This is a genomic window from Nonomuraea candida (assembly GCF_000725485.1).
GTDB lineage: Bacteria > Actinomycetota > Actinomycetes > Streptosporangiales > Streptosporangiaceae > Nonomuraea > Nonomuraea candida.
The window spans coordinates 101,288-125,462 of the sequence record NZ_JOAG01000007.1 but is presented as its reverse complement, the minus strand read 5'-3'; the positions used below and the strand labels follow the sequence as shown (position 1 = coordinate 125,462).

Here is a 24,175-nt window from a genome sequence, read left to right as displayed (position 1 = left end):
TCAGAGCCGACCGGAAGACCGGCGCCTCAAGGCCGATCACGCGACCGGCCGATCGGCGCCGATCGGGTGGCCGGGGCGTCAGGGGCGCTCGGCCGGCACCGGGTGGTTCCGCCCGGCGCGGAGGCGGCGCAGCGGGGCGCCGTACAGCCAGAGCAGGATGCCCAGCCCGGAGGCGGCCAGCAGCGCCGTGAGCACCCACTCGTTCGACCCGCCGGGTCCGTAGACCCGGCCGGCCAGCCCGATGTCCACCGCGCGGGTGGACTCGCCGGCCCGGTTGGTGTACCGGTCGCTGCCGTACAGCTCGACGCCCGACCTGTCGATCGAGCCGTCGTCGGCCCGGAACCGGCCGGTCCAGACGCACGACTCGTGCCCGGGATGCTGCACGCACGTCAGCTCCCGCGCGGTGAACACGCCGGGCGCGCCGTCGGCCCGCGCCGCCCGGACGGCCGTGCCGACGTTCGGCACGGCCAGGTAGAGGATGAACACCGCCACGACGGTCATCGCGACGGTGAACGCGGGAGAGCGGGTACGCCTCGCGCCCGCCATCGTCAGGCGGTGGCCGCGGCGCAGGAGCACCTCATGGCGGAGCGCTCCTCGGGCCTGGGACGGCGGTGCAGGACCATCGCGACCACCATGGGCGCGAAGACGAGCGCGTTGTAGAACAGGTGCAGCTCCACCCGCGGCACCAGCAACTGGATGAGGCTGGTCGGCACCGGGCGGCCGAGCAGGTTGTTCCCGGTCAGCGCCTGGAGGAGCAGCAGCAGGTGCTCCAGGTGGTGCCAGACCTGGATCCCGAGGGAGATGTTCCACCACACCCGCGACCGGCCCGTGAAGCCCTGCCGCAACATGATCAAACCGACCAGCATGAGCAACGCGTAGCCGTAGTGCATCCACTCGGAGGTGACCAGCCAGGGGAAGGGCACGCCGAGCACGCCGCGCGCCTCCGGCAGCGGCCAGCCGAGCACGTAGATCTGGATGGCCTGGACGACGTGCTCCGCCCAGTGGGCCAGCACGATGACGAGATAGACGGCCAGCGCCGCCTGGTGATGGCGGGTGTTCAGCGTCGACAACCGGCCTGACCGGTCGGCGGATACGGCTTCCGTGACCATGAGCGGGACCTCGTTTCTCGCAGTTCGTCGAAGTGACTTCGTGTCTTGCCGCGGTTCCGAGCTTCGATCGACGGTCGGGCGCGATGCACCTCCCGACATGCGGAGTTTGTCGCGATCATGCCTTGAGAGCAATACAGGAGATGCGCGGGGCCGCCGGACGTGGTGACGATGAGGCCGTACAGAGCACGCTGACCGCTGGTCGCGGGGGCCCTTTCGCTGCGGGAGGCGGGGGGCTCCAGTCAAGGACCGGGTCCGCCGGCGACGACGGCGGTGGGCCCGGTCCTCGCATGCCGTCTCCCGTGAGCCGAAAGGAAAGCGCATACATGACGCCAGCAGGAACGTGGAGCAGGAGGCTGGCGCGCGTCGCCGCGTCCGCCGCCCTGGTCGTGGGCATGTTCGCCACGACAGCCGCCGCGTCGTCGGGTGACGGCACGCAGGTCGATGGCCTGACGGGCTTCACCCAGGGCAACGTCGCCGTCGACGGCGGCACCGTCCACTACGTCAAGGGCGGCTCCGGGCCGGCCCTGCTGCTGTTGCACGGATGGCCGCAGACCTGGGAGATGTGGCGCGACGTCATGCCCGAGCTGGCGCGCAAGCACACCGTCATCGCCCTGGACCTGCCCGGCCTCGGCACCTCGTCCATCCCGTCCGCCGGCTACGACAAGGTCACCACGGCGCAGCGCGTCCGCCAGGCCGTGCGCGCGCTGGGCCACACCAAGGTCGGCATCATCGGCCACGACCTGGGCGTCCTGGTGGCGTACCCGTGGGCGCGGGACTACCCCGGCGAGGTGAGCAGGCTCGCGGTGATCGAGAGCCCGCTGTCCGGCTTCGGCCTGGAGGACCTGTACGGAGTGAGCTTCCACTTCAGGTTCAACTCCTCGCCCGCCCCCATCCCCGAGCGCATCATGGACACCGAGGACGTGCCCACGTACCTCGGCATGATCTTCGACTTCAGCTACCGGAAGGACGCCATCGACCGGCCCACCTTCTACGCCGCCTACGCCAGCCCCGCCAGGCGCACGGCCGGCTACGAGTACTACCGGGCGATGGCCGGGGACGCCGCGAACAACCAGGCCAACGCCTCCAAGCGGCTCACCATCCCGGTGGCGGCCATCGGCGGCCAGCACTCCTTCGGCCCCGGCGTCGCCGCCTCCTTCAGCCAGGTGGCCGACGACGTGCGCACCGTGGTCGCGCCCGACGCCGGGCACTTCGTCCCCGAGGAGAACCCCGCGTTCCTGACCGGTTGCGCGCTGCTCTTCTTCGGCCCCTCGGGCGCCACCCCCGGCCCCGGCCTCGGCGACTGTGCTCCCTAGCACCCGCCGTATCACGTGACGACCCCGTCCCCGGGCCTCCGGGGGCGGGGCCGTTGCGCTACGTACCCCAGACAGGAGGGAAGGTTGGCATGAGCCAGCAGTACGTGCATCAGCACACGTCCCCGCCCGGCGGCGGACCGGACGGCGAGCAGGCGGCCGTGCGGCGTCTGCGGCAGGAGGTGGACGGCGCCGTCCACGTCCCGTTGGAGGCCGCCTACGACACCGAGCGGCAGGCGCCCTACGCCGCCGACCTCGACCCCAGGCCCGTCGCGGTGGTGATGGCCGCGGGCACCGCCGACCTGGTGTCGGCCCTGGCGGTCGCGCGCGAGCACGACCTGCCCTTCGCCGTCCAGAGCAGCGGGCACGGCACCAAGGCCGACTCCACCGGCGGCATCCTGGTCAAGACCGGGCACCTGTCCGGCGTCCTGGTGGACCCCGAACGCCGGCTGGCCCGCGCCGGCGCGGGCGCCGTGTGGGGGCAGGTGATCGCCGCCGCGGACCCGCTCGGCCTGGCGCCGCTGGCCGGCACCCACGGGACGGTCGGCGTGGCCGGCTACACCTTGGGCGGCGGCATCAGCTGGTTGTCGCGCCCCCACGGCTTCGCCGCCGACAGCCTGGTGCGGGCCGAGGTGATCACGGCCGACGGCCGGGTGCTCACCGCGAGCGCCGACAGCCACCCCGACCTGTTCTGGGCGCTGCGCGGCGGCGGCGGCAACTTCGGCGTGGTCACCTCGCTGGAGTTCCGGCTCCACCCGGTGGCGGAGCTCTTCGCGGGGGCCGTGTTCTTCCCCGCCGAGCGCGCCGCCGACCTGCTCGCCCGCTACCGCGACTGGGTCGGCTCGGCGCCCGACGCGCTGAGCACCGCGCTGCTGCTGACCCGGCTGCCGGAGGACGGCCAGACGCCCGCCGCGCTGGTCGGCACCCGGGTGGCCGGGGTCCAGGTCATGCACGACGGCCCGGCCGAGGAGGCCCGGCGGCTGCTCGCGCCGCTGCTCCGGGCGGGGGGCCGGCCGGTGCTCGACACCCTGCGGACGGGCACGTTCGGCGGGATAGAGATGGGCGGCATCGGCCCGGCGCACGTGAACCTGCTCGACACGCTGCCCGACCCCGTGATCGACATCCTGGTGGAGACGGCCGCCCGGCCCGACTCACCGGTCTCCAGCGTGCAGATCCGCCACTGGGGCGGCGCGATGAGCCGGCCCGGGCCCGACGCCGGCCCCGTGGGGCACCGCACGGCCCGTTTCAGCGCCATCCTCGACGCCAGGCTGCCGGAGGTGGAGGAGGTCATGCGCGAGCACACGGCGGGACGGGCGTTCCTCAACTTCCTGGCCGACCCGGGCAACGCCGTGGCCGCCTACACCCCGGACGACTACCGGAAGCTGCGCGAGGTGAAGCGGGCCTACGACCCGGACAACGTCTTCCGGGTGAACTACAACATCCCTCCGGCCTGACCGCGCCGCGCGTGCGCTGCCCGGGGCCGCGACCGGCCCGGGCGGCGCGCGGCGGCCGGCGGCCGATCGTGCCCGGGCGAGAAGTCCTCCATGGCATTCGCCTTTCTCCGCGTGTGCTGAAAATGTTTCGCCGGCCGCGCGGAATGCCGATTCACGCGCGTTTTCCCGGCACCTTGGGAATGGATCGCCGGGCTGCCCTGGAAAAAGCGCGGAAAATGCCGTTCACCGCCTATCGGTGGCAACGCAGCACGTCAAGAGATGCCAGGTGCGGCGGCCCGAGCTGACGATGTGTCAGTGAGGAAGTCCGGTGTCAAGAGAGCGGCGACCTCGTGGCTGCAGGACCAGGCATGGTTTCTGCAGAAACTGGTCCCGGATTCACCCGCGTACACGATGTTCCGCGCCTACCGAACGACCGGCGAACTCGACGTGGCCGCACTGCGGGCCGCGTGGCAGGGCGTGGTGCTCCGCCACGAGATCCTGCGGACCACGCTCGTGGAGAGCGACGGCCTCCCCGTGCAGGAGATCGCGGCCGGCTGCCACCCGCACGCCTTCACCGAGATCGACGCCACCGGCCGGTCGGCCGAGGACCTCTGCGCCGACCTCGCGCGCACCCCGCTCGACCTGGAGGAGGGGCCGCTCGCCCGGCTCACCGTGGCGCGGCTGGGCCCCGGCGACCACCTCCTCGTGCTGCGGCTGCACGAGGCCGTCGCGGACGAGTACTCCATCCCGACGGTGCTGGACGAGCTCTCCGACCGCTACGCGGCCCAGGAGACGCCCCCGCCCGCCGGCATCCAGTACGCCGACTACGCCCGCTGGCAGCGCGACCACGCGCACACCCCCGAGCTGCACCGCCTGCTCGACTGGTGGACCAAGACGCTGACCCCGCCGCCCCCGTCGTCCGCGCCGCCCGCCGACCGGCCCCGCCCCGCCGGGCCGTCGTACCACGGCCGGGCCGTGCCGTTCGACTGGCCGCAGGCGCTGGGGCGCGCGCTGGCCGAGCTGGCGCGCGAGGAGGGGATCACCCGCGCCACGGTGCTGCTGGCCGGGTTCCTGTGCCTGCTGCGCAGGCACACCGGCGAGGACCGGGTGGCGGTCGGCGCGGCCGTGAACGTGCGCCCCGGCGTCCGGATCGGCGCCCTCGTCGGCCCCTATCGCAACCACCTGGTGCTCAGCACCGACCTCTCGGGCAAGATCACCTTCCGGCAGGCCGTGCGCCGGGTCGCGCGCACCCTGAAGGAGGCCTACCAGCACCGCGGCCTGCCCTTCGACCGGCTGGTGCAGGCGCTGCGGCTGGAGCGCGACCCGCGCAGGGTGCCGCTGTGCGACGTGATGTTCGACTACCACGACGAGACCGAGCCCGTGCCCCTGCTGGGCGAGGCCGAGGTCCGCCCCGTGCGGCCGCGCGCCTGCGCGGCCAGGACCGACCTCGTCCTCGCCGTCGAGCAGGCGGGCGGCGCCCTGGCCGGCTCGCTGACCTACCGCGAGGGCCTGTACGACGAGCACAGCGCCGAGCTCCTGCTCGACCAGCTCCACACGTTCCTGGCCATCGCCCTGCACGCGCCCGACCTGCCCGCCGACCAGATCCCCCTGGAGGACTACTCGCGTACCCGCGCCAGGGTGCGCGAGGCCGACCAGACGGGGCTGCTGGACCCGCTCCTGCCCTCGGCGCCGGAGCTCGTCCACGCCTGGGCCGGGCGGACGCCGGACGCGCTCGCGCTCGACGAGCAGGGCGGCGACCGCCTGACCTACCGCGAGCTGAACGGCCGCACCGCCGCCGTCACCGCCGCGCTGCGGGCGCTCGGCCCGGTCGAGGGCGCCTCCGTGGTGGTCCGGATGGCGCCGGGCGCGGCCCAGGTCGTCGCCGCGATCGGCGTGCTCGGCTCGGGCGCGCAGCTGACCTGCCTCGGCAGCGGCGACGTGGGGGAGCGGGGCAAGGTCGTGCTGGCCGAGCTGCGGCCCGCCGCCCTGCTGGTGCACGGCCCCGGTGACGAGCTGAGCCGCTGGTACGAGGAGGAGCTGGGCGGCACGGTCATCGACGTCGCCGCCCTGGACGCTCCCTTCCCCCCGGCCGCCGCCTCCGCCGACCCGGCCTCCGCCGACCCGGCCTCCGCCGACCCGGCCTCCGCCGACCCGGCCTCCGGTCCGGGCGTCGCGGCACCCGTCAGCCCGACCACCACCGCGCCCGCGTACATCGCCTACACCTCGGGCTCCACCGGCAAGCCGAAGGGCATCGTGCAGTCGCACGGCAGCCTGGCGCAGTTCGCCACCTGGATGTCCGGCGAGTTCCGGATGCGGCCGGGCGCCAGAGTCGCCCAGTGGGCCGCGCCCGGCTACGACGCCGCGCTGTGCGAGACGTTTGCCGCGCTGGTCGGCGGCGCGACGTTGTGCCCGGTGCCCGAACGGATCAGGGCCAACCCGGACAAGCTGCTGCGCTGGCTCGAGGACGAGCGGATCACCGTGCTGCAGACCGTGCCGAGCTTCGCGGCCAAGCTGCTCGACGTGATCAAGAGCGAGGACGCCGCCCGGCGGCTCGCGCTCACCTGCCTGCTGCTGGCGGGGGAGCCGCTGCCCGGGGAGCTGGCCAACGACCTGCGGGCGACCCTGCCGGCCGTCCGGCTGGCCAACCTGTACGGCGCCACCGAGACGATCCTGGCCACCTGGCACGACGTCACCGCCCCCGTGCACGGCATGACCCCGATCGGCGCCGCCATCCCCGGCAGGCAGGTCGTCGTGCTGGACGACTGGGACCGGCCCTGCCCGCCGGGCGTCACCGGCCACATCGTGGTCAGGAGCCCGTACGTGGCGCTGGGCTACACCGGCGGCGAGGACACGCGGGTCTTCGAGCCCGTCTACCACCTCCAGGCGTGCGGCTCCGGCTACGGCCGCTTCTACCGCACCGGCGACCTCGGCCGGCTGCGCTGGGACGGCCTGCTGGAGTTCCGCGGCCGCGGCGACGCCCAGATCAAGTTCCACGGCACCCGCGTCGAGCTGGCCGAGGTCGAGGCCGCGCTGAGCCGCCACGAGTCCGTGGCCGAGTGCGCGCTCGTCCCCGTGAGCGGCCCGGACGGCTGGGTCACCCGGCTGGTGGCCTACGTCGTGCCCAGGCGCACGCCCGCCGGCGAGGCGGAGGTGCGGGCCGCGGACCTGCGCGCCACCGTGCGCGCCAGGTTCGGCAAGAGCACGCTGCCGCTGTCGGTCCGTACGGTCGGCGAGCTGCCGCGCAACGTCGGCGGCAAGATCGACAGGCGCGCGCTGTCGGCGCTGGCGAGCGAGGGGCCGCGGGCGGCCCCGCGCACCCCGGTGGAGGCGGAGGTCGCCGCCATCTGGGCCGAGATCCTGGGCGCCGAGCCGGACGGCGACGGCGACCCCTTCTTCGCAGCCGGCGGGCACTCGCTGATGGTGCCTCGTCTGCTCGACCGCGTACGCGAGCGGTTCGGCGTCGAGGTGCCGCTCTGGGAGTTCTTCGCCAATCCCACCCTGGGCGGCCTGGCCGCGCAGGTGCGCGCGCACGCGCTTTCCACCGATGCAGTCAACCAATCTATGGCGGGTGAGTGATGTGACACTGGTTGAGACCTCAACGTCAGTCGACTTCGATGGGGAGAGCCTGGATGTCCCGACAGTACGGCTGATCGCCGAGAACGAGGTCACCTGTGGCGTCGCTCCCGCGGCCCTGGCCAAGGTGGCGGCGAACAGGCGGTTGTTCGAGGACATCATCGCGAGCGGCGTCCCCGTCTACGGCGTGACCACCGGTTACGGCGAGATGATCTACATGCTCGTCGACACCTCCAACGAGGTGCAGCTGCAGACCAACCTGGTGCGCAGCCACAGCGCGGGGGTCGGCCCGATCTTCGCCGAGGACGAGGCCAGGGCCGTGCTCGCGGCCCGGCTCAACGCCCTGTCCAAGGGCTACTCGGCGGTCCGGCCCGAGCTGCTCGAACGCATCGCGCTCTACCTCAACCTGGGCATCACGCCCGCCATCCCCGAGATCGGGTCGCTGGGCGCCAGCGGCGACCTGGCCCCGCTGGCCCACGTCGCCTCGACGCTCATCGGCGAGGGGTACGTGCTGCGCGACGGCCGGCGCGTCGAGACCGGGCGCGTGCTGCGCGAGTTCGGCATCGAGCCGCTGCAACTGCGGTTCAAGGAGGGCCTGGCCCTGATCAACGGCACCTCGGCGATGACCGGGCTCGGCTGCCTGCTCGTCACCCGGGCCCTCGACCAGGTCCGGCAGGCCGAGATCGTGACCGCCCTCATCTGCGAGGTCCTCCAGGGCTCCACCAGCCCGTTCGTGGCCGACGGGCACGACATCGCCCGCCCGCACCAGGGGCAGATCGACGTCGCCGCCAACATGCGGGCCCTGCTCAACGGCAGCGGCCTGGCCGTGGAGCACAGCGAGCTGCGCCAGGCGCTCAGCGTCGACCCGCTGCGCCTGTCGGTGCTGCGCGACCGGGAGCCCCAGCGGCCCCGCCGCAAGGACGGCTCGGAGGAGGCGGCGGAGCACGGCGTCCACCGGACCGAGGTCTACCTGCAGAAGGCGTACACGCTGCGGGCCATCCCGCAGGTCGTCGGCGCCGTCAGGGACACCGTCTACCACGCGGCGAACACCCTGCACATCGAGCTCAACTCCTCCAACGACAACCCCCTCGTCTTCGAGGGCAAGGAGGTCTTCCACGGGGCGAACTTCCACGGCCAGCCGGTCGCGTTCGTCATGGACTACCTCACCATCGCGCTCACCCAGCTCGGCGTCTTCTCCGAGCGGCGCACCAACCGGCTGCTGAACCGGCACCTCAGCAACGGCCTGCCCGAGTTCCTCGTCGCCGGCGACCCCGGCCTGAACAGCGGCTTCGCCGGCGCCCAGTACCCCGCCACCGCGCTGGTCGCCGAGAACAGGACGATCGGCCCCGCCAGCACGCAGAGCGTGCCGTCCAACGGCGACAACCAGGACGTCGTCAGCATGGGGCTGATCGCCGCCCGCAACGCCCGCAGGGTGCTGCAGAACAACAGCCGCATCCTCGCCGTCGAGTTCCTCTCCGCCGCCCAGGCCGTGGACCTGTCGGGGCGGCAGAGCCGGCTCAGCCCGGCGGGGCTGGCCACGTACGAGCGGGTCCGCTCGCTCGTGCCGACCCTGGACAAGGACCGCTTCATGTCGGACGACATCGAGCTGGTGGCCGCCGCGATCTCCCGCGGTGAGTTCCTGGCCGCCGTCGAGCAGGCCGACGTCGCGCTCCGCTGACCCACCGCACAGGCGCCCCCGGGGTCCGTCCCCGGGGGCGCCCGCATGTGCGCCGGGACCTCCGGTACGGGGCCGGGGCCCGGAGCGGCCCCCGCACACGGCGAAGGGCGCCGGGAGAGGGGTCTCCCGGCGCCCTTTTCGTGGTGGACCAGGTCAGAAGTCGCGCAGCGCGCCGGTCTGGCGCAGCTCCTCGAACGACGACAGGTCCGGCACCGTCCAGCCGTCCAGGTCGTACTCGCCCAGGCACTGCTCGACGAACGCCTTGTACCCGTCGAGCTGCCCGTTGGCCGTCTGCGCGGCCAGCAGCTCCACCCGGGTGTTCTCGTGGTTGCCGGCGTAGTTGCGCTCGTACAGCTCGTGCCGGCCGCCGAACTCGGTGCCCACCGCGTCCCAGAGCAGCTTCATCACCTTGATGCGCTCGACCGACTCGATCCCGCCCGAGCCGCGCAGGTACTTGTCCAGGTACGGCCGGATCTCCGGGTTCTTGAAGTCGTCGGCGCTGGAGTTGATGTAGATGAGCCCGCTGGCGATGTCCTGCTCGATGATCTCCTTGACCCTGGGGTAGCCGATCTGCATGAACCAGCGGTAGGCCAGGCCGTACTGCGGGTTGGGCAGGACGGCGCCGCTGGTCCACTCGATCGGGTTGCGCGCGGCCGCGTCCGACAGGCCCCAGAACAGGTTGCGCCAGGCGAGCACCTCGCCGATGCGGCTCTGCACGCCCCGGAAGTCCTTGGTGCCGGTGATCTCCACCGCCTTGGCCAGCAGGCCCGCGATGAACTCCAGCTTGACGGCCAGGCGGGTGCAGCCGTGGAAGGTGAAGCGCTCGGGGAAGCCGGAGCGGCCGGTGAAGAGCTGCACCTTGCCCAGGTGGCCGTAGATGAAGACGTTCTCCCAGGGGATGAGCACCTTGTCCAGGACGAGGATGGTGTCGTTCTCGTCCAGCCGGGAGGAGAGCGGGTAGTCGAACGGGCTGCCCATGACGGTCGCCGCGGCGGTGTAGGACGGGCGGCAGATCAGCTTCAGCCCGGGGGCGTGCATCGGCACGGTCGCCACGAGGGCGAACTTCCTGTCCTTGATCGGCAGGCCGTAGTGGGCGATGAAGTTGTAGTGGGTCAGCGCCGAGCCGGTCGCGACCACCTTGGCCCCGCTCACCACCAGGCCGGCGTCCGTCTCCTTCTCCACGTGCACGAAGACGTCGGCGACCTCGTCCGGCGGCCGGTTGCGGTCCACCGGCGGGTGCACGATCGCGTGGTTCCAGAACAGGACCTTCTCCTGCGACTCCTTGTACCAGCGCCGCGCGTTGTCGGAGAACGGCTCGTAGAACTCGGCGTTGGCGCCCAGCGTGCCGAGGAAGGCGGCCTTGTAGTCGGGGCTGCGGCCCATCCAGCCGTAGCTCATCCGCGCCCACGCGGCGATGGCCCGCTGGTTGGCGACCAGGTCCTCGGCGCTGCGCGGCGTGGTGAAGAAGCTGTGCGTGAAGCCGCCGCTGCCGGTGTCCGTGGGCGCCACCAGCGCGTCGCGCCGCTCGGGGTCGTGCAGCGCGTCGTAGAGCCGGGCGGTCATCCTGATCGGGTTGTGGAAGGCCGGGTGCGCGGTCACGTCCTTGACCCGGTCGCCGTAGAGGTAGATGGCCCGGTCGTCGCGCAGGCTCTCGACGTACTCGGCGCCGGTCATCGGCCGGGTGGCCGGACGGAGGTCCTCGACGGGTGGTGCGTCATGAAGGTCTGTCATTGCGCTACTTCGCTTCCTTCCTCCGCTCGGGCCGCTACCCGAGCCCGAACCGGGCCTTGGCCAAGTCGCGCTTGGCGATGGTGGCGAGGAACGTCGAGATGCCCGCGTGGGTGACGAGCATCGACATGTCGCGCCAGACGCGTTCGATGCGCTCGCCACTGCGGACGGCGCTCGATCCCGCCGTGGGGAACAGGTAGGACTCGACCGCGCGCCAGCTCAGCTCGACGGCCTCGCTGCAGATCCCGGCCAGCGCCAGCTCGCTCTCGCGGGTGACGGCGGCCGCGCCGGCGGCGGTGATCTCGTGCCACTGCCGGGCCACGCCCAGGGTGGCGGCCTCCGCGGTGGCGATCAGGCCGGCCGCCTTGCCGTACCTGAGCTGGAAGTCCGGGTCCTCGAAGCGCGGCACGATGGGCGGGAACGGCGTCGTCCGCGTCCGCATGAGCTCCTCGTACGCGTCCAGCGCCCCCCTGGCCATGCCGACCGCGAGCAGCGCGTCCTCCAGCACCATGAACGTGAGCTGCCCGCCGCCGTACTGCGGCCCGTGCAGCTCGCGCCCCGGGGTGCCCCCGGTGACGTCGATCTGGCTCATGTGCTGCTTGAGCGTGTAGCGGTCGGGGACGCGGCCGTTGACGATCCGGATGCTGTGCGACCCGCTGCCCTTCAGCCCCAGCGCCCGCCCCCAGTCGTCCAGGCGGGTCCACTCGCTGCGCGGGGCGATGAACATCATGGGCTCGGGCGGGCCGCCGCCGTCGGGGGTGACCATCGCGTGCCCGATGAAGTGCGAGGCGTACGGCGAGCCCGAGCAGTAGCCCCAGGTGCCGTTGATCAGCCAGTCGCCGCTGGACGTGCGCTCGGCCGTGCCGCCGGGCATCACGGTCGCCGGGCAGATGAACTCGCCGGTGGCGAAGATCTCCGCCTGGGTGGCCTCGTCGAAGATCGTGGCCGCCGCCAGCGCGTGCGCCGCGCCCAGGCAGTACATCCAGCCCGTCGAGGGGCAGCCTCGGGTGAGGTTGATCGCCACCCGGACGAACGTGTCGATCCCGAACTCGTAGCCGCCGTACCGGCGGGGCACCAGGATCCGGTAGAAGCCGGCCTCGGAGAAGCGTTCGTGGACGTCCTCGCCGTAGTACGTGCGCTGCTCGGTCTCGCCCTGGCGCTCGACCAGTTCGGGGATCATCGCCTCGGCCCTGGCGACCACGTCCTCGGGGGTGAGGCCAGGCTCCGGCGGATCGGCGAGACGGTGCTCGAAAATAGTGGTGTCGACACCCATCGCTATGCGAGTCCTCACGGTTTCGTGGACCAATGGGGCATGTGGTCAGCGTCACATCCGCGAATTTCCGGCGCATCTTCCGGCGTGCGGTTCTCGCGGTTCTTCGGGCGTGCGCCTCTCGCGCGCGGAATCGCTTTCTTGAAATGGCGCGACGATTCCGGCCGGGCGGCCTGGCCACGAAACTCGCGGAGCGCGCGGGAATTACCAGCCGGATTTGATGGTGTCCGCGATGTGCGCGCGCTCGGCCTCGGAAAGCCACCAGCCGACCGGGATGTGGACCAGCCGGTCGTGCACCGCGTCCAGGCCGGGCAGCGCCGTGCCCGCGACGTCGCGCACGGCGCCGTGCGTGTCGTTGCGCCGGACCAGCATGCTCACCATGATCCCCGCCTCGTTCATCTTCCGCATGAACGCGGGCCGGTCCTCGGCCTTGACCGGGTACAGCCAGCAGGACGACTCCCGGTCCGGCTCCCGCGCGGTCAGCTCCAGCCCCGGCACGCCGGCCAGCTCCGCGTCGTAGAACGCGGCGTTGCGGCGGTGCTGCGCCACCCGCTCGTCGACCGTCTCCAGGTTCGCCAGCCCGATGGAGGCGCTGATCTGGTCCAGGTAGAAGTTGTAGCCCCACTCGGGCACGTCGTAGTCGCCGGTGACCCGGTCGGCCCGCCGGTCGATGCCGAAGAAGCGCAGCCTGCGGGCCCGCTCGTACGACCGCCGGTCCGGCAGGGTGATCAGGCCCCCGCAGCCGGTGCCGAGGTGCTTGGTCGCGTGGAAGCTGAACACGCAGATGTTCTCGCCCGCGCCGCCGATCGTCCGGCCGCGGAGGGTGCTCCCCCAGGCGTGCGCGCAGTCCTCGACGACCACCGGCCGGTGGCCGTGCGCGGCCTCGGCCGCGTCGAGGATCTCCCGCAGCCGGTCCAGGTCCACCGGATAGCCGGCCCAGTGCACGACGACGATGGCGCGGGTGGCCGGGGAGATCTTCTTCGCCAGGTCGTCGAGGTCGAGGTTGAGCGTGGCCGGGTCCACGTCGACCCAGCGCAGGCGCAGCCCGTTGGCCAGCACCGCCCAGTTGGTGGCCTCGAAGGTCAGCGGCGTGCTCAGCACCTCGTCCCTGACCACGTCCGGGCCGGGCCGCCGTCCGGCGTCCGCGCCGGACGTGGCCGCCAGCCGGAGCGCGAGGTGCAGGCCCGAGGTGCCGTTGTTGACCGTGGCCGCGTACGGGGTGCCGAGGCGCGCGCCGAGCGCCGCCTCGAACTCCTCGACCACCGGCCCGTGCCCGATCATGCCGGTGCTCAGCACGTCGGCGATCCGGTCCAGGGTGCCAGGGCCGATCGCGGCCTTGAGCAGCGGGATCATCGGTGGCGCGCTCCGTTCGGTCCGTTCAGTGCCTGACGCCGACGAAGAGCCCACGGCCGTCCCCGATGTCGCCGCTCTCGATGTACTCGACGTCGCAGCCGGCGCGCCGGAACGCGGCCGTGTAGTCGGCGGGCTCGAACAGGGTGAAGATCTGGACCTGGTCGAAGTGGCGCACGCCCGTCGCGTCCGCCACGGACCAGTGCGACTCCTGCCGGACGGTGGAGCCCGTGGTCCGCGCCATCCGCCCCACCCGCGCCACCGTGCGGTTCGCGCCGCGCACGAAGTCGCCGGCGATGTGGCCGTCGATGAACCTGGCGGGGAAGTACCACGGCTCGACGATCAGCACCCCGCCGGCCGGCAGGTGGGCGGCCATGCTGCTCACCGCCGCCGCCAGCTCCGCCGTGTCGGTCATGTAGCCGAGCGTGCCGAACAGGCTGCACACCGCGTCGTAGGTACGGCCGGTGTCGAAGCGCCGGATGTCCCCGTCGTGGATGGTCACGCCGGGCACCTTGCCGGCCGCCGCCGCGCGCATCGTCGGGGACAGCTCGACGCCCTCGACCTCGTCGAACATGAACCGGAACGTCCGCAGGTGCTCTCCCGTCCCGCAGGCCACGTCCAGCAGCGAGGCCGCCCCGGGGCGGCGGGCGCGCACCAGCTCGGTGACGACGGCGCACTCGTGCGCGTAGTTCTTGCCCCGGCCCTTGTAGACGAGGTCGTAGAGCTCGCTCACCTCGGCGCTGTAGACGTTGGCCGTCCTGGTCTCCTCGGTGTCCCGGACGGCCGTGGCCGATAGATCCGTGGTCATGGCGCCTCCACAGTGGATTCGATCACCCGGCAAGTCTCACATTCGCGATATTCGCCGGGCATCTTCCCGATTGCGGGGGCGGCTCGGACGGCGCCGCTGCGCAATCTTCGAGATGTTCCCGATAAGCGCGCGCGGCTAGCCTCGGGTCATGTCGAATGGTATCTGTAGGATTTGCGGCGGCACGGTCAAGGCAACCCTCGACCTGGGGCGGCAGCCATCGGGAAATGGTTTTCCGTTGCCTCACGAGATCGAGCACGAGAGGTCATTTCCGCTCAGCGCGGGCACCTGTGACTCCTGCACGATGTTCCAGCTGCTCGATGACGTTCCCTCCGACGCGAAATACCGCGACGAATATCCGTACCACGCGTCGGGTTCCGCGGTGCACCGCGCGCATTTCGCGGGGAACGCCCGCCGTTTCCTGGAGACCGAGCTGACCCGGCCGGACGCGTTCATCGTCGAGATCGGCAGCAACGACGGCGTCATGCTCGCCACGATCGCGCAGGCCGGCGTCCGGCACCTGGGCGTCGAGCCGTGCCGGGAGGTCGCCGACGTCGCGCGCAGCCGCGGGGTCCGCGTGCTCGGCGACTTCTTCGACGAGAACACCGCGGCGGCCATCCGGGCCGAGCACGGCCCGGCCGACATGGTGTTCGGGGCCAACTGCATCGCCCACATCGTCTATCTGCCGCGGCTGCTCCAGGGCGTCGACACGCTCCTGACGCCCGACGGGGTGTTCGTCTTCGAGGAGCCCTACCTCGGCTCGGTCATCGCGCAGAACGCCTTCGACATGATCTACGACGAGCACGTCCACGTCTTCGCGGTGCGCTCGGTCAAGGCCATGGCGGAGCTGTCCGGGTTCGAGCTCGTCAACGCCGAGCCCGTGCCGCTGCACGGCGGCACGATGCGCTACACGATCGCGCGGCCGGGCCGGCGCACCCCCGCCCCCGCCGTGGCGGAGTTCCTGGCCAGGGAGCGCGAGCAGGGGCTGGCGGAGCACGGCACGATCGAGAGGTTCGCCGCCTCGGTCAGGAAGATCCGCGAGGACCTCACCGCGCTGCTGCGCGACCTGCGCGCGCAGGGCAGGCGGGTGGCCGGCTACGGCGCGCCCGCCAAGGTCACGACGGTGACGAACTACTGCGGCATCGGCACCGACCTGATCCCGTTCGTGGTCGACTCGACCCCCTCCAAGCAGGGGCGGCTGGTCGCGGGCTCGCACATCCCCGTGCTGGAGCCCGGGGCGTTCGCCGCGGAGCGCCCCGACTACGCGGTGCTGTTCGCCTGGAACCACGCCGAGGAGATCATGGCGAAGGAGCAGGAGTTCCGCGAGCGGGGCGGCCGCTGGATCTACTACGTGCCCGACGTGCGCGTCGTGTGAGCCGCCGGGGCGTGCACCTCGCGTGAGACGTCCCGGTCCGCATCCCTGGTGAGACGTCCTGGCCCCATCTCCTGTGAGACATCCCGGCGCGCACATCTTGTGAGACGCCCCGGCGCGCATCGTGAGGACGACACCGGCCCGGCCCCGCCGTGCGGGGCCGGGCCGGAGCCGTGTGCGCGCCCGGTCAGGCGGTGACCTTCGAGACCGTCACCGGGACCGCGTTGAAGACGGCGTTGCCCGACACCGGGTCGATGACCGTCTCGTCGGTCAGGGCGTTGGCGCTGACCCCGGCGTGCCGCACCGCCACCGGCTGGTTCCCGCCCTCGTGACCCCACCCGTGCGGCAGGCTGACCACGCCCGGCATGATCGACTCGGTGGGCTCGACGGGCACGACGACCTCCCCGGCCGCCGAGCGGACGAGCGCGGTCTCGCCCAGCCCCAGCCCGGCCACGTCGTCGGGGTGCACGTGCAGGGTGCACCGGTTGGCCCCGCCGATCAGCACGGGCACGTTGTGCAGCCAGCTGTTGTTGGAGCGCAGCTGCCGCCGCCCGATCAGCAGGAGCTGCGAATCGGGCGTGGCGGGCCGGGCGCGCAGCCGGCGCACCTCCGCGACCATCGCCTCCGGCGCCAGCGCCACCCGCCCCGACGGCGTGCGGACCAGCTCGCCGAGGCGCGGCTCCAGCGGGCCCAGGTCGATGCCGTGCGGACGGGCGATCAGCTCCTTCAGCGACAGCTCGTACGCGCCGAGCCGCAGCAGCGCGTCGAGCATCAGCTCCGGCCCGCTGTCGCCGGACAGCTCGGCCCGCAGGCCGCTCGCCTCGCCGAGGACCTGCCCGACGATCATCTCGTCGAGCGCCGCCGGGTCCGCCTGCGCGCCCTGGCCGGCGGCGATGAGCGTGAGCCTGGCCAGGATCTCCGCCTCCGAGCGCTGGTCGGGGTCGAGCGGGAGGATGGCGGGCGAGAACCTGGCGTAGTTCCGCACGGTCACCGTGGACAGCAGGAAGTCGTAGTGCGGCATCTGCAACATCCGCGGCGGCGGCAGGATCACGTCGGCGTGCCTGGTCGTCTCGTTGAGGTACGGGTCCACGCACACCATGAAGTCCACGCCGGCCAGCGCCCGGTCCAGGCGCGGCCCGTTCGGCGCCGACAGCACGAGGTTGCCCGCCACCGTCACCATGGCCCTGACCTGGCCCTCGCCCGGCGTCTCCAGCTCGTCGGCGAGCGTGGCGACGGGCAGCTCGCCCATCACCTCCGGCAGGTTCCGCACCCGGCTGCGCCAGTTGCCCGTGGTGAACGGCTCGCGCGGCCGGAAGATCTCCGCGATGGCGGGCCGGGTGAACATGACGCCGCCGGGCCGGTCGAAGTTGCCGGTCAGCACGTTCACCACGTCCACCAGCCACTGGGTGAGCGTGCCGAACTCCGAGGTGCAGGTGCCGATCCGGGTGTAGACGGCCGCCGAGGGCGCCGCCGCCAGCTCGCGGGCCAGCGCGGCGATGCGGCCGGCCGGCACCCGGCAGATCTTCGCGGCGGCCTCCGGCGTGTGCGGGGCGACCGCCTCGCGCAGCTCGTCCAGCCCGTCGACAGGGATGTCGATCGAGGTCAGCTCCTCGGCCAGCAGCGTGTGCACGACGGCCAGCAGCAGGTGCGGGTCGGTGCCCGGGCGGACGAACAGGTGCTCGTCGGCCAGGGCGGCGGTCCTGGTGCGCCGCGGGTCGGCCACGACGAGCCGGCCGCCGCGCCGGCGCAGCGCCTTGAGCCTGCCGGGGAAGTCGGGGGCGGCGCACAGCGAGCCGTGCGACTCGGCCGGGTTGGCCCCGATGACCAGCAGGAAGTCGGTGCGGTCGAGGTCGGGCACGGCGATCGCGAAGGGGTCGCCGAGCATGAGCCCGCACGCCACCTGCTTGGGGGCCTGGTCGATGGTGCTGGCGGAGTAGACGTTGCGGGTGCCGAGCGACTGCGTGAGCGGCATCCGGTACATGAACCCGGCCATCGTGTGGAAGGTGGGGTTGCCGAAGTAGACGGCGACCGCGTCCCGGCCGTGCTCGGAGATCACCCGTCCCAGGCCGCGCTCGACCGCCTCGAACGCCTCCTCCCACGACGCCTCGCGCAGCTCGCCGTCCACCCGGACGAGAGGGCGGCGCAGGCGGGAGGGGTCCTCGTCGAGCGCGCCGAGGCTGGCGCCCTTGGGGCAGACGTAGCCCCGCGAGAACGGGTCGTCGGCGTCCCCCTTGACCGACAGGACGTGACCCGTGTCGTCAAGCTGGAGGCGCAGGCCGCAGACGGCGTCGCAAATGGGACAGGTTCGGTGCGCGATGGTCATGGGCACTCCCGATGCCGAGGGATCACAGGACGTCGAAGTCGATGCGCAGCCGGGCGGTCTCCGGCACCGCCTGGCACGTCAGGATGTCGCCCGCCGCGCGGTCGTCCGCGCTGAGCGCCCAGGTGCGCGCCATGCGCACCGAGCCCTCCACCACGCGGGCGCGGCAGGTGCCGCAGACGCCGGTCCGGCAGGAGTACGGCACGTCGGGGCGGGCGGCCATGACCGCGTCGAGCACCGTGCGCCCCGGCTCCAGGGGCACGGTCGTGACCCGCCCGTCCATGATCACGCTCACCTCGGCGGCCTCGCCGCCGGTGGCCGGGCCGCCTCCGGAGGCGGCGCCGGGCGGGTCCTGGCGGCGCCCGCCGGGGGAGTCGTCCAGGTGGAACAGCTCGGTGCGGACCGCCGCCGGGTCCACGTCGTGACCGGCCAGGGCGGCGAGCGTCTCCTCGACCATGCCGGCGGGCCCGCACACGAACCACTCGTCCACCTCGGCGGGCCGCAGCAGCCGGGCGAAGAGCGCCTCCAGCGTCGTGCGGTCCAGCCGGCCCCGGCGCAGGCCGACGCGCGGCTGCTCCCGGGAGAACACGTGCACCAGGTGCAGCCGGCCGGGGTGGCGGTCCTTCAGGTCGCCCAGCTCGTCGGCGAACATCGCCGAGCCGGCCGCGCGGTTGCCGTACAGGACGGTGAAGCGGCTGCCCGGCTCGGTCTCCAGCGCCGTGGCGACGAGCGACAGCACGGGCGTGATGCCCGAGCCGGCGGCCACGGCAGCGTAGCGGCGGCGGCGGGCGGGGTCGAAGCGCACGCCGAACGTCCCGACGGGCGACAGCAGTTCGAGCTGGTCGCCGGGCGCGAGCCGGCCGGCCGCGTACGTGGAGAAGGCCCCGCCGGGCACCACCCGCACGCCCAGCCGCAGCCGGCCCCGGCCGGTCAGCTCGCGCGGGGTGGAGCAGAGCGAGTACGACCGGCGGACCTGGGGCCCGTCCCCCGGCAGCCGCACCGTGACGTGCTGGCCGGGGGTGAAGGCGAAGGCGCCGGTCAGCTCGTCCGGCACCAGGCAGGTCACCTCGACCGCGCTGCCGTCCGCCGCGACCGGGGTGACCGACTCGACCCGGACCCGGTGGAAGCGCGGTCGGGCCATCAGTGCGCCTTCAGATGCTCGAACGGCTCGCCGCAGCCGGGGCAGAGCCGCAGCGCCATGCAGGCGGCGCCGCCGGCGCTGGCCAGCTCCGTGGTCTCGGGGAACGCGCAGCGCGGGCAGCCGGGCTGCAGCAGCGGCAGCGACACCCGTCCCGGCGGCGCGATGCCCGCGTCGGCGAGCTTGGCGCGCGCGCTCTCGCTCAGCCAGTCGGTCGTCCACGCCGGCGACATGGAGACCACCACCTCGACGTCCGCCGCCCCGGCCGCCCGGGCCGCCGCGGCCACGTCCGCCTTGATCAGCTCCAGGGCGGGGCAGCCCAGGTAGGTGGGGGTGACCGTGACGACGGCGTTGCCGTCGTCGTCCACGCTCACCTCGCGCAGCATGCCCAGCTCGCCGATGGACAGCATCTGCAGCTCGGGGTCGAGCACCGCCGCCACGGCCGCCTCGACTTCGGACTTCACCATCGTGCCCCCACATGTGCTCGGTGGACGTACTGCATCTCCGCCAGCAGCGGGCCGAACCACTCCGTGTGCCGGCCCGCCCGGCCGCCCGTCGCCGCCCAGCCGTCCGGCGGCCGGGTCAGCGTCGCCTCGCCGAGGACGCGGCCGACGACCTCCAGCCACGGCCCGCGCAGCGCCGCCGGGTCGAGGCCCGCCTCGGGCGCCGCCCACGGCTCGAACAGCTCGTGCGTGTACGGCCACACCTCCTCGACCGCGTCCCGCATCCGCCGGTGCGACAGCGGCGTGCCGTCGCCCAGCCGGACCGTCCAGACGGAGGCGTAGCTCACGTGGAACGCGCTCTCCTTGGCCGCCTTGGCCGCGATCCCGGCCAGCCGTGGCTCGGCCACCTGGGCCAGCCGGGTGTAGAGCAGGTTCTGGTACGCGGCCAGCAGCAGCGTCTTGGCCACGGTCGTCGCGAAGTCCCCGTTGGGCAACTCGACGAGCTGGACGTTGCGGAACTCGTGCTCGTCGCGCAGGAACGCCAGCGCGTCCTCGTCCCGGCCGGCCCCTTCGAGGTCGGCCGCGTAGGTCAGGAACGCGCGGGCCTGGCCGAGCTGGTCCAGCGCGACGTTGGCCAGCGCGACCTCCTCCTCCAGCTGCGGCGCCCGCGCGCACCACTCGGCGGTGCGCTGCGCGGCCACGAGCGCGTCGTCGCCGAGGCCGAGCAGGTAGTCGAACAGGGCGGTCACAGGCCCTCAACCCCTTCGGGCGGCGGGAAGGAGGAGGCGTGGCGGTACTGCTTGTCCGCGGCCGGGGCGAAGTAGGCGTCCTTGAGGTCGGGGTCGGAGGAGGTCATCGACCGCGACGGCACCACCCACAGGGACACGCCCTCCTCCCTGCGCGTGTAGAGGTCGCGGGCGCTGTGCAGGGCGACGGCCGCGTCGGGGGCGCGCAGGCTGCCGGCGTGGGTGTGGCCCAAGCCGCGGCGCGGGCGCACGAACACCTCCCACAGCGGCCACTCCTCCTCCACCGCGTCGATCTCCTGCGCGAGCGCCTCCTGCGCGGTGTCCTCCAGCGCGCCGGTCGCGGCGGACTGCCGGGCCGCCTGCTTGGCGGCGTGGGCGGCGGCGGCCTCGCGCACCCAGGCGCCCTCCTCGTGCGCGCGCCTGCGGTGCGCCAGCCGCTGCCTGTTGCGCGGCCCGTCCCCGGCCACCACCCGCATCAGCTCGTCGTAGTCCGGCGGGGTGAAGTCGTGGTGCCCCCGCTCGGCGTTCCAGCGCAGCGCCGGATCGGGCAGCCGGACGCCCAGCGCCTCGGCCTGCGGCACGCACAGGTCCACGAACCGCTGCCGCAGCTCGTCGTTGCTCGCCCGCTTGATCCGCCAGGCCATCGAGGAGGCGGAGTGCGTCGAGCGGGAGTCCGCCGGCCCGAACATCGCCAGCGCCGGCCACCACCAGCGCTCCACCGCCTCCTGCAGCTCCCGCCGCTGCTCGGGCGTGCCGCGCGACAGGGCGAGCAGCAGGTCGAAGCCCTGCCGGTGGTGGAAGGACTCCTCGCGGCAGATGCGCACCAGCGCCCTGGCGTACGGGCCGTACGACGTCCGGCACAGCGAGACCTGGTTGACCACCGCCGCCCCGTCGGTCAGCCACGCCAGCGCGCCGACGTCGGCCCAGGTGAGCGTCGGGTAGTTGATGAACGACAGGTATTTCTGCCGGCCCTCGTGCAGCGCGTCGAGCAGGTCCTCCCTGCGCGCGCCCAGCGTCTCGGCGACCGCGTACAGGTACAGCCCGTGACCGGCCTCGTCCTGCACCTTGGCGATGAGGACGGCCTTGCGCGCCAGGCTCGGCGCGCGGCCGATCCAGGCGGCCTCGGGCTGCATGCCCATGATCTCCGAGTGCGCGTGCTGCGCGATCTGCCTGATCAGGCTCTCGCGGTAGCCGTCAGGCATCTGGTCCTGGTGCTCGATCTTCTGATCCGCCGCGATCAGGGCATCGAACGCGCTGATGCTCACGACCCACCTCCTCCGCAGATCGACTTCAGCGTCGTTCGCGGGCCGCGCGCCGCGCATCTTCGTACGTGCGGCAATCTGCGAGATGTACGAAGGGGCGCGCGGCCCGACCATGGGCGCATGACGATACGCGCGAAGGACCTGCCGAGGGCGTTCAACATCGCCACCCACTTCCTCGACGGCAACGACCCCGGCAGGATCGCGCTGCTCACCTCCGCCGGCCCGGTGACCTACGGCCGCGTCCAGGCGCTGGCCAGCCAGGTGGGCCACGTGCTGCGCGGGCTGGGCGTGCGGCGCGGCGACCGGGTGCTGCTGGCGCTCGGCGACGGCGTCGAGTCGGTCGCCACCTGGTACGGCGTGCAGAAGATCGGCGCGGTCACCGCCGAGGTCTACACCTACCTCCAGCCCGAGGAGTACCGCTTCTTCGCCGAGTACGCCCGCCCCGCCGTGGTCGTGGCCGACGCGTACACCCTCGACCGGCTGCGCGCCGCCGGCATCCGGAACCTGCTGGTGGTCGGCGTGCCGGAGGAGGAGCTGCGCCCGGGCGAGCACCACTTCGCCTCGCTCACCGCCGACGCGCCCCCGGAGCTGCCGGCCGCGCCCACCACGCCCGACGACGTCGCCATGTGGCGCTTCACCACGGGCAGCACGGGCAAGCCGAAGGCCTGCGTGCTGGCCGCCCGCAGCGCCGCGCTGAGCATGGAGTACTTCGGCAGGGGAGTGCTCGACCTCGGGCCCGACGACATCGTGCTGCCGGTGCCCAAGCTCTTCTTCGGCTACGCCAACAACCTCACCGCGCTGTTCCCGTTCCGGGTGGGCGCGAAGGGCATCGTCTTCCCCGAGCGCAGCACGCCCGAGCGCATCTTCGAGCTGATCGCCGAGCACCGGCCGACGGTCCTGGTCAACGTGCCGACCATGATGGCCGCCATGCTCGCCCACCCCGACGCCGCCGGCCAGGACCTCAGCAGCGTGCGCGTGTGCATCTCGGCCGGCGAGGCGCTCCCGGTCGAGCTGCACCGCCGGTTCCTGCGGACGTTCGGCGTCGAGGTGATCGACGGCATCGGCTCGTCGGAGATGTTCCACGGGTACGTGTGCAACCGGCTGGGCCAGGTCAGGATGGGCACGCTCGGCCAGGCCGTCCCGGGCTACGACGTGCGGGTGGTGGACGAGCACGGCGCGCCGCTGCCCGACGGCGAGGTCGGCCGGCTGGAGATCACGGGGGAGACGGCGGCGCTGGAGTACTGGCAGGACCCGGCGAAGACGGCCACCACCTTCGTGGCCCCGAACACGGTGCGCTCGGCCGACCTGTTCTCCCGCGACGAGGACGGCTACTTCACCTTCCGGGGCCGGGCCGACGACCTGCTCAAGGTGGCCGGGAAGTGGATCGCGCCCGGCGAGATCGAGAACTGCCTGCTCACCCACCCCGCCGTGGCGGCGTGCGCGGTCGTGGGGGTCGAGCGGGAGGGGCTGACGGTGCTGCGCGCGTACGTGGTGACCGGCGGCACGGCGACCGCCACCGCGCAGGAGCTGCGCGACCACGTGCGCTCGCTGCTGTCGCCGCACAAGTGCCCCAAGGACGTGCGCCTGGTGGACGCGCTGCCCGAGACCGCCTCCGGCAAGATCAACCGCCGCGCCCTGACCTCCGCCGCCCACTGACCTCCGCCGCTCGCTGACGGCCGCGCGTCCGGCGCGCCAGGGTCCGGCGCGCCAGGGCCCGGCGCGCCGGCGGGCTCGGGTCTAACGGGTGGCGGGCGGCCGGCTCGTGACGGGCGGCAGGTCGGACAGCTCGACGCCGAAGCGGGCGCGGTAGGTCTCCCGCAGCTCGTCCTCGTCCTCGATCACCACGGTGCTCTTGTCGCCGTTCGCCCTGACGGTCAGCGTGTTCCCGCTCAGCGTGACCCGCCCGCCGTCCGGCGTCGGCAGCGTGCAGTACAGGTGACGCCGGTGCGGGGACTCGGGCGAGTGCCGCAGCCACCACCACATGGCCTCGAAGTCGGCCACCAGCCGCGGCCGGTCCTCCAGCCGGTACTGCAGCCGGCCGTCACGCAGCAGGTCCGTGTCGCCGTGCGGCGCGCGGGCCAGCTCGAAGGTGCCGTGCGGGTCCCGCTGCGGCAGGCCGGGCGTCCAGCGCAGCGGATGGCGGGCGCCCCGGCCGTACCCGACGTCGGCGAGCCACGGGTCGGGGGAGTCGGCGGTGTGCACGCGCAGCGCCATGTGGCCGATGATCGGCCCGAACGCGCCGTCGTCCGCCACCCGGCCCGCCAGCACCTCCGCGCGGAACCCGAGCGCGCGCAGCAGCTCGAAGAACGCGCCGTTCAGCTCGCAGCACACGCCGCCGCGCCGCCTGGTGACGATCTTGTCGACGGCGGCCGGGCCGATGCTCACCGGCTCGCGCAGATGGAAGTCCACGTTCTCGAACGGCACCGTCATGACGTGCCGGTGGTGCAGGTCGCGCAGCGCGGCCGAGGTCGGCGCGCCGGGCCGCTCGGCGCCGATGCGCCGCAAATAGGCGGCCACGGTCCGGTCGTCGAGTAATGGCCCGTGGATCAGCGTCATAGTACGGCTCCGCATTCTCGGAAAAATGGCGGTACCAGGACCATGCCATTCTGTGGCGGCCCGGACACCTTTTCCGTTGCGC

18 protein-coding genes and 1 pseudogene are annotated in these 24,175 nt (G+C 72.9%); 6 read left to right on the top strand and 13 right to left on the bottom strand.

Annotation, left to right across the window (positions count from 1 at the left end; translation table 11 throughout):
- Positions 1 to 78: 78 nt before the first annotated feature.
- Together IO39_RS06990 and IO39_RS56645 are read right to left on the bottom strand one after the other, a co-directional pair.
- Positions 79 to 576, bottom strand: a complete 498-nt coding sequence (locus IO39_RS06990; protein WP_052422541.1) for a hypothetical protein — start codon at positions 574 to 576, stop codon at positions 79 to 81.
- A complete protein-coding gene (locus IO39_RS56645; protein ID WP_043617832.1) occupies positions 549 to 1,109 on the bottom strand; it encodes a hypothetical protein in 561 nt (186 codons plus the stop codon). The genes IO39_RS06990 and IO39_RS56645 overlap by 28 nt, the downstream gene beginning before the upstream one ends.
- Positions 1,110 to 1,432: 323 nt before the next feature.
- On the opposite strand from IO39_RS56645, the gene IO39_RS06980 reads away from it, so the two are divergent.
- The 4 genes from IO39_RS06980 (at position 1,433) to cmdF (ending at position 9,103) form a co-directional block, all read left to right on the top strand.
- Complete coding sequence (locus tag IO39_RS06980; RefSeq protein ID WP_211266920.1) at positions 1,433 to 2,422, top strand: alpha/beta fold hydrolase; 990 nt, start codon at positions 1,433 to 1,435, stop codon at positions 2,420 to 2,422.
- Positions 2,423 to 2,511: 89 nt separating this feature from the next.
- Entirely contained in the window at positions 2,512 to 3,873 is a 1,362-nt protein-coding gene (locus IO39_RS06975; protein WP_084772413.1) for an FAD-binding oxidoreductase, read from the top strand.
- A 294-nt stretch (positions 3,874 to 4,167) separates the two neighbouring features.
- Positions 4,168 to 7,428 carry a non-ribosomal peptide synthetase gene (locus IO39_RS06970; protein ID WP_211266919.1) on the top strand — a complete coding sequence of 1,087 codons (3,261 nt, stop codon included), beginning with the start codon at positions 4,168 to 4,170 and terminating at the stop codon, positions 7,426 to 7,428.
- Between the two features lies 1 nt (position 7,429).
- Positions 7,430 to 9,103 carry a tyrosine 2,3-aminomutase gene (gene cmdF / locus IO39_RS06965; protein ID WP_043617829.1) on the top strand — a complete coding sequence of 558 codons (1,674 nt, stop codon included), beginning with the start codon at positions 7,430 to 7,432 and terminating at the stop codon, positions 9,101 to 9,103.
- A gap of 153 nt (positions 9,104 to 9,256) precedes the next feature.
- Here cmdF and IO39_RS06960 read toward each other — a convergent pair whose 3' ends face one another.
- From IO39_RS06960 to IO39_RS06945, 4 genes are all read right to left on the bottom strand, one after another.
- Positions 9,257 to 10,834 (bottom strand): 4-hydroxyphenylacetate 3-hydroxylase N-terminal domain-containing protein, encoded by a 1,578-nt coding sequence (locus tag IO39_RS06960; RefSeq protein WP_043617826.1) that lies wholly within the window; start codon positions 10,832 to 10,834, stop codon positions 9,257 to 9,259.
- Positions 10,835 to 10,868: 34 nt separating this feature from the next.
- Complete coding sequence (locus tag IO39_RS06955) at positions 10,869 to 12,104, bottom strand: acyl-CoA dehydrogenase family protein (RefSeq protein WP_043617815.1); 1,236 nt, start codon at positions 12,102 to 12,104, stop codon at positions 10,869 to 10,871.
- 201 nt (positions 12,105 to 12,305) lie between these two features.
- Positions 12,306 to 13,454 (bottom strand): DegT/DnrJ/EryC1/StrS family aminotransferase, encoded by a 1,149-nt coding sequence (locus IO39_RS06950; protein WP_043617813.1) that lies wholly within the window; start codon positions 13,452 to 13,454, stop codon positions 12,306 to 12,308.
- A 25-nt stretch (positions 13,455 to 13,479) separates the two neighbouring features.
- Complete coding sequence (locus IO39_RS06945) at positions 13,480 to 14,259, bottom strand: class I SAM-dependent methyltransferase (protein WP_084772409.1); 780 nt, start codon at positions 14,257 to 14,259, stop codon at positions 13,480 to 13,482.
- 148 nt (positions 14,260 to 14,407) lie between these two features.
- Here IO39_RS06945 and IO39_RS06940 point away from each other — a divergent pair, with 148 nt between their 5' ends.
- Positions 14,408 to 15,631, top strand: coding sequence for a class I SAM-dependent methyltransferase (locus tag IO39_RS06940; protein WP_043617812.1), 1,224 nt, complete (start codon positions 14,408 to 14,410; stop codon positions 15,629 to 15,631).
- A gap of 184 nt (positions 15,632 to 15,815) precedes the next feature.
- Here the strand turns inward: IO39_RS06940 and IO39_RS06935 are convergent, their stop codons facing one another.
- From IO39_RS06935 to paaA, 6 genes and pseudogenes are all read right to left on the bottom strand, one after another.
- On the bottom strand, positions 15,816 to 17,951 hold the full coding sequence (locus IO39_RS06935) for a molybdopterin-dependent oxidoreductase (RefSeq protein ID WP_043617810.1): 2,136 nt from the start codon (positions 17,949 to 17,951) through the stop codon (positions 15,816 to 15,818).
- 22 nt (positions 17,952 to 17,973) lie between these two features.
- A complete protein-coding gene (locus IO39_RS06930; protein WP_043617808.1) occupies positions 17,974 to 19,089 on the bottom strand; it encodes a 2Fe-2S iron-sulfur cluster-binding protein in 1,116 nt (371 codons plus the stop codon).
- Positions 19,089 to 19,553, bottom strand: a complete 465-nt coding sequence (gene paaD / locus IO39_RS06925; RefSeq protein ID WP_043617806.1) for a 1,2-phenylacetyl-CoA epoxidase subunit PaaD — start codon at positions 19,551 to 19,553, stop codon at positions 19,089 to 19,091. The genes IO39_RS06930 and paaD overlap by 1 nt, the downstream gene beginning before the upstream one ends.
- The gene (paaC, locus tag IO39_RS06920) at positions 19,547 to 20,278 is read right to left on the bottom strand and encodes a 1,2-phenylacetyl-CoA epoxidase subunit PaaC (protein ID WP_043617805.1); all 732 of its coding nucleotides are present in this window, start codon (positions 20,276 to 20,278) and stop codon (positions 19,547 to 19,549) included. The genes paaD and paaC overlap by 7 nt, the downstream gene beginning before the upstream one ends.
- Positions 20,275 to 20,568, bottom strand: a complete 294-nt coding sequence (gene paaB / locus IO39_RS56640; RefSeq protein WP_211266925.1) for a 1,2-phenylacetyl-CoA epoxidase subunit PaaB — start codon at positions 20,566 to 20,568, stop codon at positions 20,275 to 20,277. The genes paaC and paaB overlap by 4 nt, the downstream gene beginning before the upstream one ends.
- A gap of 45 nt (positions 20,569 to 20,613) precedes the next feature.
- A pseudogene (paaA, locus tag IO39_RS06915) lies at positions 20,614 to 21,597 on the bottom strand (1,2-phenylacetyl-CoA epoxidase subunit PaaA); the annotation flags it as partial.
- A 60-nt stretch (positions 21,598 to 21,657) separates the two neighbouring features.
- Here paaA and IO39_RS06910 point away from each other — a divergent pair.
- Positions 21,658 to 23,193: a benzoate-CoA ligase family protein gene (locus IO39_RS06910; protein ID WP_043617803.1), complete on the top strand. Its 1,536-nt coding sequence runs from the start codon at positions 21,658 to 21,660 to the stop codon at positions 23,191 to 23,193.
- Between the two features lie 81 nt (positions 23,194 to 23,274).
- On the opposite strand, the gene IO39_RS06905 is transcribed toward IO39_RS06910, so the two are convergent.
- Positions 23,275 to 24,108 (bottom strand): arylamine N-acetyltransferase family protein, encoded by an 834-nt coding sequence (locus IO39_RS06905; RefSeq protein WP_245641842.1) that lies wholly within the window; start codon positions 24,106 to 24,108, stop codon positions 23,275 to 23,277.
- Between the last annotated feature and the right edge of the window lie 67 nt (positions 24,109 to 24,175).

Bases quoted from the DNA above. Each gene is read 5' to 3' on its own strand.
- IO39_RS06980 (WP_211266920.1), top strand. From the start codon at position 1,433: ATGACGCCAGCAGGAACGTGGAGCAGGAGGCTGGCGCGCGTCGCCGCG.
- paaD (WP_043617806.1), bottom strand. From the start codon at position 19,553: ATGGTGAAGTCCGAAGTCGAGGCGGCCGTGGCGGCGGTGCTCGACCCC.
- IO39_RS06950 (WP_043617813.1), bottom strand. From the start codon at position 13,454: ATGATCCCGCTGCTCAAGGCCGCGATCGGCCCTGGCACCCTGGACCGG.
- IO39_RS06905 (WP_245641842.1), bottom strand. From the start codon at position 24,108: ATGCGGAGCCGTACTATGACGCTGATCCACGGGCCATTACTCGACGAC.
- IO39_RS06935 (WP_043617810.1), bottom strand. From the start codon at position 17,951: ATGACCATCGCGCACCGAACCTGTCCCATTTGCGACGCCGTCTGCGGC.
- IO39_RS06955 (WP_043617815.1), bottom strand. From the start codon at position 12,104: ATGGGTGTCGACACCACTATTTTCGAGCACCGTCTCGCCGATCCGCCG.
- IO39_RS06910 (WP_043617803.1), top strand. From the start codon at position 21,658: ATGACGATACGCGCGAAGGACCTGCCGAGGGCGTTCAACATCGCCACC.
- IO39_RS06940 (WP_043617812.1), top strand. From the start codon at position 14,408: ATGTCGAATGGTATCTGTAGGATTTGCGGCGGCACGGTCAAGGCAACC.
- IO39_RS06960 (WP_043617826.1), bottom strand. From the start codon at position 10,834: ATGACAGACCTTCATGACGCACCACCCGTCGAGGACCTCCGTCCGGCC.
- IO39_RS56645 (WP_043617832.1), bottom strand. From the start codon at position 1,109: ATGGTCACGGAAGCCGTATCCGCCGACCGGTCAGGCCGGTTGTCGACG.
- IO39_RS06930 (WP_043617808.1), bottom strand. From the start codon at position 19,089: ATGGCCCGACCGCGCTTCCACCGGGTCCGGGTCGAGTCGGTCACCCCG.
- IO39_RS06945 (WP_084772409.1), bottom strand. From the start codon at position 14,259: ATGACCACGGATCTATCGGCCACGGCCGTCCGGGACACCGAGGAGACC.
- IO39_RS06975 (WP_084772413.1), top strand. From the start codon at position 2,512: ATGAGCCAGCAGTACGTGCATCAGCACACGTCCCCGCCCGGCGGCGGA.